Annotated in this window: 11 protein-coding genes; 9 read left to right on the forward strand and 2 right to left on the reverse strand. The window is 38.0% G+C overall.

Features of this window, described 5'->3' with window-relative positions; translation table 11 throughout:
- Positions 1-107 precede the first annotated feature (107 nt).
- The 4 genes from M1D60_RS08390 (at position 108) to M1D60_RS08405 (ending at position 4,302) form a co-directional block, all read left to right on the forward strand.
- Positions 108-944 carry an SGNH/GDSL hydrolase family protein gene (locus M1D60_RS08390; protein WP_456278706.1) on the forward strand — a complete coding sequence of 279 codons (837 nt, stop codon included), beginning with the start codon at positions 108-110 and terminating at the stop codon, positions 942-944.
- Positions 945-1,079: 135 nt separating this feature from the next.
- Positions 1,080-2,825, forward strand: coding sequence for an EAL domain-containing protein (locus tag M1D60_RS08395; RefSeq protein WP_456278707.1), 1,746 nt, complete (start codon positions 1,080-1,082; stop codon positions 2,823-2,825).
- Between the two features lie 122 nt (positions 2,826-2,947).
- Positions 2,948-3,124, forward strand: coding sequence for an SE1832 family protein (locus tag M1D60_RS08400; RefSeq protein ID WP_456278708.1), 177 nt, complete (start codon positions 2,948-2,950; stop codon positions 3,122-3,124).
- Positions 3,125-3,546: 422 nt separating this feature from the next.
- Positions 3,547-4,302, forward strand: coding sequence for a hypothetical protein (locus tag M1D60_RS08405; RefSeq protein WP_456278709.1), 756 nt, complete (start codon positions 3,547-3,549; stop codon positions 4,300-4,302).
- A gap of 437 nt (positions 4,303-4,739) precedes the next feature.
- Here the strand turns inward: M1D60_RS08405 and dat are convergent, their stop codons facing one another.
- A complete protein-coding gene (gene dat, locus M1D60_RS08410) occupies positions 4,740-5,567 on the reverse strand; it encodes a D-amino-acid transaminase (RefSeq protein ID WP_456278710.1) in 828 nt (275 codons plus the stop codon).
- Positions 5,568-5,594: 27 nt separating this feature from the next.
- The gene (locus tag M1D60_RS08415) at positions 5,595-6,644 is read right to left on the reverse strand and encodes a DmpA family aminopeptidase (protein ID WP_456278711.1); all 1,050 of its coding nucleotides are present in this window, start codon (positions 6,642-6,644) and stop codon (positions 5,595-5,597) included.
- Positions 6,645-6,998: 354 nt separating this feature from the next.
- Here M1D60_RS08415 and M1D60_RS08420 point away from each other — a divergent pair, with 354 nt between their 5' ends.
- From M1D60_RS08420 to M1D60_RS08440, 5 genes are all read left to right on the forward strand, one after another.
- The gene (locus M1D60_RS08420) at positions 6,999-7,778 is read left to right on the forward strand and encodes an undecaprenyl-diphosphate phosphatase (RefSeq protein WP_456278712.1); all 780 of its coding nucleotides are present in this window, start codon (positions 6,999-7,001) and stop codon (positions 7,776-7,778) included.
- A gap of 137 nt (positions 7,779-7,915) precedes the next feature.
- Positions 7,916-8,056 carry a YjcZ family sporulation protein gene (locus M1D60_RS08425; RefSeq protein ID WP_456278713.1) on the forward strand — a complete coding sequence of 47 codons (141 nt, stop codon included), beginning with the start codon at positions 7,916-7,918 and terminating at the stop codon, positions 8,054-8,056.
- 423 nt (positions 8,057-8,479) lie between these two features.
- A complete protein-coding gene (locus M1D60_RS08430; RefSeq protein ID WP_456278714.1) occupies positions 8,480-9,481 on the forward strand; it encodes an NAD-dependent epimerase/dehydratase family protein in 1,002 nt (333 codons plus the stop codon).
- Positions 9,482-9,629: 148 nt separating this feature from the next.
- Positions 9,630-10,535: an NAD(P)/FAD-dependent oxidoreductase gene (locus M1D60_RS08435; RefSeq protein WP_456278715.1), complete on the forward strand. Its 906-nt coding sequence runs from the start codon at positions 9,630-9,632 to the stop codon at positions 10,533-10,535.
- Positions 10,536-10,701: 166 nt separating this feature from the next.
- Complete coding sequence (locus M1D60_RS08440; RefSeq protein WP_456278716.1) at positions 10,702-12,051, forward strand: aspartate aminotransferase family protein; 1,350 nt, start codon at positions 10,702-10,704, stop codon at positions 12,049-12,051.

The raw sequence follows: 12,051 nt of genomic DNA on the forward strand, positions 1-12,051 counted from the left end.
TAGATAAGGAAAAAGCTTGTCCCTCATTATATAATAAATGTTTATGGTCATTGATTTAGTAAAAGGTTGATACACTATAGTATGGGACACTACGAGGAGGGACAGCATTGTTTAGACTTGTCATACTACTTTCCGTTGCTGTCATGCTTATGGTTATGTTTAATTCCAAGAGTAACGAGCCATTACAAGCTTCAGCAAATCATTCCTATATAGAAAGAGGAAGTAATTTATATAAAAAAATAGATGCTTCCTTTTTCCCGAGAGATTTAAAGATTGTCGCATTGGGAGATTCATTGACTTCAGGGTTCGGGGACCAGTCAGGTAATACAGGCTATATAACTGTTCTAGAGCAATTGCTACAAAATCAACGAGGCGTAGATGAAACGTCTGTGAAAAACTTTGCAATTGAAGGACATCGTTCAGACCAGCTCCTAGAAGAATTAGAGAGATCTGAAGTCAAGTATTCATTAAGTAAGGCTGACTATATCTTGGTAACCATTGGTGGAAATGATGTCATGAAGGTAGCACAGGAAAATATTTTTGATTTAACAAATGAACCTTTTTCAGAAGGAAACAAGCAATATCAAATCAATTTAAATCTAATCGTCTCTAAAATTAAAGAGGTTAATTCTGATGCACAATTGTATTTTGTTGGGATTTACAATCCATTTGCGACCATGTTTTCAGCTGTTCCAGAAATAGAACATTTGATAGAAAGCTGGAATCAAAGTACAGAAAATACCTTATCAAGCTATGATGATACGTATTTTATTCCCATTGCTGATGTGTTTGAAGGCAAGGAAGAGCATTATTTATATGATGACTTAATCCATCCTAATCAAGTAGGTTATAAACATATGGCTAATCGGATATTAACATATATCTCTCATTATGATCTTACAGCCACATATGTAATCGCAGAAATAGATGAAGAAGAATATTAAAAAATGAAGGTTGCATCTCCCAAATTGTAAAAAGGTATTGCATTAGCTGTCGAATCACGCTTATGATAAATGTATAGCTTGTATACAATGAAGTGAACGCCTTTATAAAGGCATCACTATGGGAGAGCGGCTAACATGAATTCGGATATCCCCTTTATATTAATAGGTGCCATCATACTAATTAGCATTATCTTTATGGTTTTTACATATGGTATTCGATTTAATAAAGCTGCAAGAAAGCAGAAGAAATACGAACAAGTTTTTTTGAATCACCCGGATGCGATTTTTGAAGTCAATCCAGTCGGAAGAATTGTAGCCTCTAATGTAGTTGCCCAACAACTGTTAAAACAGATTACTAATGGTTCAATGGTGAGGGTGCAGGACTTATTTGAAAAAAATGAATACCTTAAAATGAAACAAAAGCTTTTGCAGGATCATACAGTCCAGTTTCAAAGACAGTTATTCTGTAAAAATGGTAAACCCATAGACTTAGATATCACGGGTATTCCATCCATTGTTAATGGTAGACTTCATGACATGATTTTTATTGCAAAAGATCAAACTGAGCAAAATAAAGCACAAGAAATCATCCTGCAGATCGCTTATCATGATGTATTAACAGGTTTGCCTAATCGGCAATCATTCGAAAACCTTCTAAAAAAGGCAATTGAACATGCTAAAACTAATAATGGACAACTAGCTTTGCTTTCCATTGATTTAAATAATTTTAAAATGATTAATGATTCTCTCGGCCATTCAAATGGAGATATCGTTCTTAGAGAGGTAGGAGATCGTCTTAATAGGAAACTAGACGGACAGCTCCTGGCTAGAATGGGTGGAGATGAGTTCTTTGTTTTAATTGAGGGTCAGCACATAGATGATGTGTACTCACTTTCTCAGAGTCTACTAGATGAAATTCAGATGCCATTATTTGTCTTAGGTAAAGAACTAATGCTGAATTGTAGTATTGGGGTCGTTCAGTATCCAGAAGGTGGTGCGACACCTAATTTGCTCATGAAAGCTGCTGATGTGGCAATGTACCATGCCAAAAAGGAAAAAAAGAATATTAGTATCTATGAGTCTACGATGAATGACTCAAGTCATTTACTTGAATTAGAAAAGTACTTAAGAAAAGCGTTACTATTCGAAGAGTTTGAATTATATTATCAGCCACAAGTGGATGTGAAAAATGGTCGATTATTAGGAGTGGAGGCACTAATCAGATGGAACCATCCTGTATTAGGTGTGGTGTCACCTGGTGAATTCATTCCACTTGCTGAAGATACTGGTTTAATCATTCCAATTGAAAAGTGGGTATTAAGACAAGCCTGTATTCAATTAAAAACCTGGCTTGAGTCTGGTAATGAACCGTTTCGCGTTGCGATCAATATATCCGCTCAGCATTTTAAAGAGCAATTAGTTGAGCATGTATCAGAGGTTCTTCTAGAGACCAATATTCCACCTTCACTTCTAGAGTTAGAAATCACAGAAACAATGGTGATGCAAAATCCTACCGAAACGATTGAGAAGCTAAAACAGTTGAAGAAACTAGGAGTGTTACTTGCAGTAGATGATTTTGGAATGGGCTATAGCTCATTAAAATATATTGCAGATTTCTCAATAGATCGAATCAAAATTGACCGATTTTTTATCATGGATTTGTTGGAATCCGATAAGAAAAAGGCGATCGTCAGAACGATCATTGGATTAGCACAGAATATACAGGTTGAGGTCATTTCAGAGGGTGTCGAATTACAAGAACAGGTAAGTCTATTAAATGACTTAGGCTGTTATCAGGCACAAGGTTACCTATACAGTAAACCTTTCCCTGCTCATGAGGTGCCACTTCGCTATGAGCAATTGCTTAAACATGCAAATTAAAATATGGTACATTGTTAAATAGAGGAGAAGGAAGGTCCATTCACTGTCGTGAAGCAACCTTCCTTTTTTATAACAAAAGGATGATGAAGATCCAATGAAAGATAAGGAGATCGAAAAACGATATGGAAAAGAAAGAAGTTGAATACAAAATTCTAGAATTAAAGGATGAATATCTTCAACTCCAACATAATCTCGAAAAATTGGAGTATGTAAAAGGCAACATGACGCCATTGGAAAAACGTTTAACGGAAGTAGAAGAGGAGTTAAGTTCTCTTAATCAACTGTTACGGACAATGTAAAGCAGGTAATAAAAGCAGAAAAACATTTACAGATTAAATCTGCTATCAACAGTTTGCAAATAAAGTCAGAGCTAATTGCTCTGACTTTTTTGCGTGCTTTGGCTTATAATGTCTCTTGTTTGTGTTTCTTCACAACCATATATTGCCTACCTCTACACATAGCAAAACACTTACAAAATACTTCTAAACGACCACACAATAAGGAGGATACTCATTACCCCCCAAGCTGCGGTAGCTATTATCCACCAAACTATAGATTGGGTAGATGAAATTTTCTTATATTCCTTATTATTCTATTATTTTTGACCGTTCATATCCAATGTTCTTTGGAATAAAGGACAAAAAAATTTGTTTTCTGATTTAGAAATCATAAAACGAAATATGGGGAGAATATATATATCCTACTTCTAGAGGTGTCAACTATGAAGTTATTATTAACAATATTCCTTTTCTTCCTTGTAACCGTATCTCCTATATATAGCGTTCAGGCTGAAGTGAATCTCAAACTTGAGGATGTTAGTTCAATAGAAGTTAGTCAATTCTCCGGAAAATCTCGTTTATTCCAAATAACAGATGGTTATGAAGAAAAGATTATGAGAAAGGTGCTAAATTGGTTAAATGAATCAAGCCTCGTTAAGAGTGAAAGTAGTGTAGACTCACCCAAAATACCTATCTCTCTGACAGTAAACATGAGAAATGGAGAGGTTATTGTGATTCAACCTACATATAGGTGCATCTTAGAAGAGAATCAAACTAAAATATGTACACCCGTTGATGGCGAGATTCTCTTATACAAAGGTGAACACCTGAAGGCTCAATTAAAATCACAAGAACTGTATGATTGGCTTATGACCGGTTGGAAATATGAAGTGGAAGGTCCTCCAAAACAGGAGCTATTAGAGGAAGTGATATATACAAGGTACCTCACCTATCTGAGTGAAAAAGACTATTCAGATTTCTTTATGTGTCCAAAAATTGATCATATTGAACGAATCAAAGGAGATACCCGTAGACATATCGTTTACGCAAGTGCATTAAATTATGGAGGCCACCACGGTGGAAACTACGACCGACTTAAAATCGTTTTAACTGATACACCAGAAGATGGTGTTCAAATTAAACAAGTCAAGAAACTGAAAAACATTTCAGAAAATGAAAGTTTGGAGCAATGTAAGTAAGGGGGGAGTCCTTCATCGGGGAAATGAACGCCCTTTTCAGTGAAATCGAAGCAAGTTCGGTCGTTCATAAAGGGAATGAACGCCCTTTCTGGTGAAATTGAAGCAAGTTGGGTCGTTCATAAAGGGAATGAACGCCCTTTTCAGTGAAATTGAAGCGAGTTCGGTCGTTCATAAAGGGAATGAACGCCCTTTCTGGTGAAATTGAAGCAAGTCCGGTCATTCATAAAGGAAATGAACGCCCTTTCTGGTGAAATTGAAGCAAGTCCGGTCGTTCATAAAGGGAATGAACGCCCTTTCTGGTGAAATTAAACCGAGTTCGGTAGTTCATCAGAGTAAATAAACAGTGATGTCGTTAAATTAGCTAGAAGCAATGAACTAAAAAAGCTCAAGCCCGTTTAATTTGGCTCAAGCTATGTTAATCAACAGTATATTGGTTATTAATACAATGTTTTAAACGCATCCTGTAGCTGATGTGTAATGTTAAAATGAGTGGGTAATGACTGATCGTCCACTTTGTTAATAGGTAGTACTTCAGATGTGGTGCTTGTAATAAATGCTTCATCCGCATTCTGAAGAAACTCTACTGTAAAGTGTTCTTCATGAATCGGAAGGTTTAGTTGTTCAGCTAATTGAAAAACAGCCTTTCTTGTTATGCCATGAAGAATATGCCTAGTAGCCGGTGTGGTGTAAAGAGCACCGTCCTTTATCACAAAGAGGTTACTACTAGAACCTTCTGTCACATAACCATCTCTTACGAGGATAGCTTCCTCGCACCCTTTGTTTACCGCTGCTTGCTTAGCCATTACGTTAGGGAGTAAATTGAGAGACTTAATATAGCAATTTGCCCAACGTTCATCATCCATCACTAGTACCGCTACACCGTTTTTCTTCTTGGTTTCATCTAATTGCTTGGATGGCTTAATGACCATGGAGTATACGGCCGGCGTGTCCGGATAAAGGTGAAGTCTTGGTGCGATTCCACGAGTCACTTGAAAATATACATCCACATTCTTCTCTTGTGAACGATTGATGCCTTCAGAGATGATTTCCTTTAATTCCTCACGAGAATAGGGAAGTGTCATAGAAATTGCTTCTGCACTTTTCTCAAACCGATCTAAATGTTCCTCTAGCATAAACGGCTTTTCATTATACACTCTTACTACCTCATAAATACCATCACCGAATTGATGACCACGTTCTTGGATTGGAATGACTCCTTCATTTACTTCCGTCAGAAACTGATCCTTATAATAAGCAATTTCCATACATTTTTCCTCCTGTAGCATTTCTTCCTACAATATATCATTAATGAATGTTCGTAAAGAATGAATCGTTCGATTATTCCGGCCTTCGGTTGTTTCTGCTGCTAGCAAAGAATTTAGGATTGCTTCTTCAGTTGCATCAGCAGCGGCTTCAAATACCGAATCTAAAGCATAATCCTGAACAACCTGCTGTGAGGAGAAAATGGCTTTGTCCTCATGTCTCACTTTATGAGCGGTAGTAAAGCCAATCGCAAGATCACCACTCCCGTGTCCAATATAGGATCCCGTTTTACCTAAACCAACAGTAGTTCTTTTTAAAACTCTTTTAATTTGTCTTTCGTTAAGTGGTACGTCGGTTGCCACAAGAATGATAATGGAACCTTGTTCTCGTCCCTCTTTATGTTGAAGCTCAGTTTGTAGGCGTTCAACAGCAGGTCCCACATGTTTGCCGGCAATCGTTAAGTTTTCCATCTTACCGAAGTTCGTTAACACCATTACCCCGACAGTAAACTCTTTTTCTCCTAAAGAAACTAATCTTGAGGCAGAACCTATACCTCCTTTTAGTCCAAAACAAACCATTCCTGTTCCTGCACCTACGGCTCCTTCTTCAAAAGTACGGTCAGCTGAATGGATGGCATCTAGTACATGCTCCTTCGTAACCGCAACATGACGAATATCGTTAATAAGCATATCGTTACATTCACAAACTAGACCATTTACAGTTCCAGTCGTTCTCCCAATTGAAGGGTTATGTGAAAGTGTATAATCAATCACACCTTGAAGTCCAACGCCAACGGCTAAAGTATTCGTTAAAATGATAGGCGTTTCAATCGTTCCTAGTTCCTCAAGTTGGATCGAGCCAACCGTCTTTCCAAAACCATTAATCGTATAAATTGCACCAACAACCTTTTCCTGAAAAAGGTTTCCTCCATGAGGTAACACAGCTGTGACACCTGTTTTTGTTTCATCATTCATAATCGTAGTATGACCGACCTTTACTCCATCTACATCCGTAATCGAATTGGTTGGACCATTTGGAAGCCTACCAATATGTATTCCATAATCCATTGCTTTTTTCATTTTAATCCCCCTTAATTAAAATTTATTTTAAAATGGACTCTTTGCGTAATATTGTTGCTTTTTTTAGCTTTGTTAGGAACCTAGAGTTGATTGGAGCGGAAGGCGCTTGACTCCTGCGGGACGAAGAGGGAAGTGTGAGACCCCACAGGCGAAGCCGAGGAGGCTCACATCCCTCCCCGCGGAAAGCAAGCGCCTGCAGCGGAAAGCAACGTACCAATTTAATATTTGACCTAAGGTAAGGAATCAATAACGTAAACACCAGACTTAAAAATTAAGATAAACATAAAGATAAAGTTTTGTTTGTCCTAGTACAAGAATAAGATAATATATCACAAAATTGAAGGGGATTTGTTTATGACGAAAATAGAAGCGTTTATTTTAGGAATCATCCAGGGGTTTACTGAATTTTTACCGATAAGCAGTACCGGCCATCTGTTCATAGGCAGACATCTATTTGGACTCAATGAAGCGGGGTTATTTTTAGACACGATGCTTCATGTGGGTACACTTGCTGCTATTTTAGTAGTTTATAAGCATGAGTTTATATATATAATAAAAAATCCAATTAGCAAACGCACGTTTTTACTGATTGTAGGGACAATCCCGGCAGTTGTTATAGGGCTAGCCTTTAAGGATTATTTTGAAGCTATATCCGATACGGGCGTTACAATTGGTTGGGAGTTTTTAGTGACAGGTCTATTTCTATGGTTTGCTGATAATATAAAAAATGGCTATAAGAAGATGGAGGATATTAGCTACACTGATGCTTTTTTTATCGGGACCTTTCAAGCAGCGGCGATTCTTCCAGCCATTTCAAGGTCAGGCTTAACGATTGTTGCTGCTTTGATTCGGAAGCTTGACCGCGAGACCGCAGCTTATTTTTCTTTTTTATTATCAACACCGGCGATTGCAGGTGCGTTAGTCCTGCAGTCAGCAGATTTGTTTAATGGAACGGTTGAAAATATTAGTTTATCTGCTTTAGGTGTTGCCTTTTTGTCGTCTGCTTTTTTCGGCTATATAGCTGTGAAGTGGATGATTGCTTACTTGAAAAAACACTCTTTAAAAGTGTTTGCTGTTTATGTATGGGCATTAGGACTTCTTGTAATTAGTTTGCAATGGATGGGGAAATCTTAGGTCTTATAGAATTATAGACTAGCCTCACATCTTTTTTAGGTAGAAAACCTAGTAAAATGGGCATTCGCACATACGCTATTAACCCACTCCACATATGTTATGAATGTAAGCTTTAAAATTAAAAGGAGTGAGTGAATATGCATTACGGTTACGGTAATGATTGCTTTACAGGATATGGTTACGGTTATGGTGCTCCAGTAGCAGGAAACAGCTTTGCGTTAATTGTTGTATTATTTATCTTGCTGATTATCATCGGCGCATCTTATCTAACTGTATAATTATATGTGAAGGGTGTATCCTCAGGCGGGGATACATCTTTTTTTGATTATATAGTTTAGGAAATATATGAGTGTAAACATCTTTATAGAAATGACTTAGCAATGTGAAACAAGTATCGCAGGAGTGTCATCAGACTGAAAAAAATATAATATTTGAGTAAATATACTCAGTTGATTGGTTCTGACTTACTACAAAGTACCTATTTTATTTGAATAGTTTTGAAATTTAATGTAGAAAAAAAACTATTCTTAGTATATGATTTAAGTAATTTACGTAGTTTTTAGTGCATATTTCTTGCAATTCCAGTTCATTTCGTTATACATAACTCATGAAAAAGACAACCATAGAATACATATAAGTAGATAGTCCATAACAATTTACTAACAAGTAGTAGAGGAAGCCATTTTAAAGGAGCGAAAACCATGAATATCCTCATATTAGGGGGCACTAAGTTTTTAGGTAGACATCTGGTAGAAGAATCTCTTAGACGTGGACATGAAGTCACTATTTTTACAAGAGGTAAAACAAATGCAGAGCTCTTTCCTGAAATTGAACGCTTAACCGGAGATCGTGATGGAGATCTATCTAGTATAATCGGAAGAAAATGGGATGCAGTTATTGATACGAGTGGTTATGTACCAAGAGTTGTTGGGCAGTCCGCAGCTATATTAGCTTCAGCTTGTAGTGTATACACGTTCATTTCATCCATTTCAGTATATAAAGATGTATCCAAACCAGGTGTTACCGAAGAAGCGGAGGTATTAACCCTAGAGGATGAATCAATTGAAGAAATAACGGGGGAAACATATGGAGCACTAAAAGCCTTATGTGAAGAGGAAGTGAAGAAAACATTTCCTGACCGCCATTTAATCATCCGTCCAGGATTAATTGTCGGGCCCCATGATCCAACAGATCGATTTACCTATTGGCCATCAAGGATTGCTGAAGGTGGAGAGGTATTAGCACCCGGTGACCATGATACACCTGTGCAATTTATTGATGTTCGTGATTTATCTTCGTTTATCATACAGCAATTAGAAAATAAAGTAGTTGGTACCTACCATGTAACGGGACCTAACGAGCAGCTTACCATGGGTGCGTTCTTAAATGAATGTCAAAAAATTTTAAACCCGAATGCAAACTTAACATGGGTATCAAAAAGCTTTTTAGACGAAAATGAAATGAAATATTGGACGGATCTGCCACTTTATATACCACTTGGAATAGGTATGGACGGTTTTTCGGCGGTGAATCTTGATAAATCCCTATCGGCCGGTTTAACGTTCCGTCAAGTACAAGAAACAATTCGAGACACCTCTGAATGGGCGAATACGAGAAGTGAAGAATACCAAATGGTAGCGGGAATTTCGCGTTCAAAAGAGGCTGAATTATTAGAGGCATGGAAAAAAACAGAAGCTGTGTGAATATATAACCAAATAAAGGAAAAACTACCTCCTAGTTATCAATTAGGAGGTTTTTTTGTACTCCTTTCATCCTATTTTAGAAGAATGCTCATGGTAACTGGTTAGACCCAGTTACTTTTCTATTTCGGTTAAAAGGAGGAATCTATAGATGAAGTCCTATCCATGCATGATTGTTGGAGGTGGAATTGCAGGTTTACAGGCAGCGATTATGTTAGGTCGGTACAGTCATGAGGTAGCGGTCATTGATAAAGGAGAAGGCCGGTCCACTTTATGTAGATGCTACCATAATGTACTCGGTTATCCTGATGGTGTTGACGGTGAACAATTAAGAAAGCTTGGTAGGCAGCATGCAGAGAAATATGATGTTCATTTTATCCAGGATGAAGTGGTAGAGGCAAATAAGAATGGTGATTACTTTAACCTGAAGACAAGCTCTAACCAGGAATTCCAATGTCAGTACTTACTCATGGCAACCGGGATTCAAGATCGTCTCCCACTTCATATTCCTAATCTAAAAGAATGTCTCGGAATATCCATCTACATTTGTCCGGATTGTGATGGGTATGAAGTGAAAAATAAAAAGTTAGTCGTAATGGGCTCAGGTGATGTTGGGGCAAATATGGTTAAGACATTAACATATTTCACTAAGGATATTACGTATGTGAACCATGAAGGAACACCGGTGGATGGAAATTTACTCCATGACTTAAAGACTCAAGGAATAAAAATAATCAATGAACAAGTAAAAGCAGTGAATCTGAATCAAACCTCAGATTTTACGGGAATCACGCTAGCTTCTGGTGAAGAAATTCAAGCAGAACGAGGCTTTTTAGCTTTTGGAGGCAGTAAAGTCAATACTGATTTGTTAAAGCAATTAGGAGTAGAGCGTTTAGAAAATCATCATATTGCCGCAGATCCTAGGTCAAAAGAAACGAATATTAAAAATGTATGGGTCGCTGGTGATATTGTCGCACATTCCGAACAGTTGACGATTTCAATGGGAGATGGAGCACAAGCGGCTATTTGGATGCATAAGCGAATTGTAGGTCAGTGACGGAACAATTGTGTCCGTCTTTTTTTGCGTTTTTTTCTAAAACTGTGTTGTTATCGTGACATTTAGTTAAGGGGAACAATATATACGAAAACACCCTTTTTTATTTCATCAAAAATGAATCCCTCGAATAAACTTTAAGGAAATACGTTGGTAGGGGGGAATTAAAATGGTGCATTCTCGCCTCATAAAGCCACTACTTGATGAAGTTTATCCAGTCATTAGCCATGGAAAAGGGATCTATCTATATGATGCAGATGGAAAGAAATACGTAGATGGTTCTTCCGGTGCCATTACAGCAAGTATAGGCCATGGTATACCCGAAATTGTCGAAGCCATGAATGAGCAGGCAAATAAAGTTTCATTTGTTTACCGTTCCCAGTTTACCAGTTTGCCAGCCGAACAATTAGCAGAAAAGCTATCAAAGCTCATACCAAATGCTGATTATTGGAGCTTTCTCGTTAATAGCGGCTCTGAAGCGACAGAAACAGCCTTGAAAATTGCCATTCAATATTGGCAGGAAAAAGGCGTTAAAACTAAACAGAGAATCCTTTCGAGATGGATGAGCTATCATGGTATTACTATCGGTGCTTTGTCCATGTCAGGCTACCAAGCACGAAGAGCACGGTTTGTTCCACTTTTAGAAGACTACCCTACAGTGTCCCCACCCTATTGTTATCGTTGTCCCTTTCATGATACCTACCCCAATTGTCAGCTGAAATGTGCAAATGAATTAGAACGAGCGATCACTCGAATAGGTGCAGAACATATTGCTGCGTTTATCATCGAGCCTGTTGTCGGGGCTGCTGGTGCAGCTTTGACTCCACCGCCAGGTTATTATGAGCGAATTCGTGAAATCTGTGATCATCATCATATTCTCCTTATTGCCGATGAAGTGATGACAGGGATCGGAAGAACGGGAAAAATGCTCGCTCTTGAACATTGGAACACAATTGCAGATATCGTCACACTCGGTAAGGGAATGAGTGCGGGCTATACACCAATTGCTGCGACCCTTGTTGAAACTAAGATTTTAGAGCCTATTCAAAATGGTTCCAAACTAATCATGAGTGGACATACCTTTAGTGGAAACCCTCAATCAGCCGCCACTGCTCTTGCTGTATTAGAGTATCTTGAAAAACATGATGTGATCAAACAAGTTGTAGAAAAAGGGGAGTATTTAAAAAGTAGATTAATAGCTCTTCAACAAAAATACCACTGGATCGGGGATGTAAGAGGGAAAGGACTTCTCATCGGGGTAGAGTTTGTCCAAAATGATCTAAAGCTTCCGTTTCCAAAAGAGTTAGGTATGACAACCTTGGTGATCGAAAGGGCAAAGGAGCATGGCTTGCTCGTTTATCCTGCGGCTGCAGGTGAAGATGGGGTACAAGGAGACGGGATTTTACTGGCTCCACCGCTAACGATTACGAAAGCTGAAATGGATGAATTACTTCATCTACTTGATTTAGCACTCAATGATATTACGTTAGAGTTCCTACAAACAGGCATCATAGCATAA

The sequence above is a fragment of the Bacillus sp. AK128 genome (assembly GCF_053903075.1).

What these genes read in the sequence shown, in the direction of transcription:
- M1D60_RS08395 (WP_456278707.1), top strand. Translation starts at nt 1,080, where the DNA reads ATGAATTCGGATATCCCCTTTATATTAATAGGTGCCATCATACTAATT.
- M1D60_RS08400 (WP_456278708.1), top strand. Translation starts at nt 2,948, where the DNA reads ATGGAAAAGAAAGAAGTTGAATACAAAATTCTAGAATTAAAGGATGAA.
- M1D60_RS08405 (WP_456278709.1), top strand. Translation starts at nt 3,547, where the DNA reads ATGAAGTTATTATTAACAATATTCCTTTTCTTCCTTGTAACCGTATCT.
- dat (WP_456278710.1), bottom strand. Translation starts at nt 5,567, where the DNA reads ATGGAAATTGCTTATTATAAGGATCAGTTTCTGACGGAAGTAAATGAA.
- M1D60_RS08415 (WP_456278711.1), bottom strand. Translation starts at nt 6,644, where the DNA reads ATGAAAAAAGCAATGGATTATGGAATACATATTGGTAGGCTTCCAAAT.
- M1D60_RS08420 (WP_456278712.1), top strand. Translation starts at nt 6,999, where the DNA reads ATGACGAAAATAGAAGCGTTTATTTTAGGAATCATCCAGGGGTTTACT.
- M1D60_RS08425 (WP_456278713.1), top strand. Translation starts at nt 7,916, where the DNA reads ATGCATTACGGTTACGGTAATGATTGCTTTACAGGATATGGTTACGGT.
- M1D60_RS08430 (WP_456278714.1), top strand. Translation starts at nt 8,480, where the DNA reads ATGAATATCCTCATATTAGGGGGCACTAAGTTTTTAGGTAGACATCTG.
- M1D60_RS08435 (WP_456278715.1), top strand. Translation starts at nt 9,630, where the DNA reads ATGAAGTCCTATCCATGCATGATTGTTGGAGGTGGAATTGCAGGTTTA.
- M1D60_RS08440 (WP_456278716.1), top strand. Translation starts at nt 10,702, where the DNA reads ATGGTGCATTCTCGCCTCATAAAGCCACTACTTGATGAAGTTTATCCA.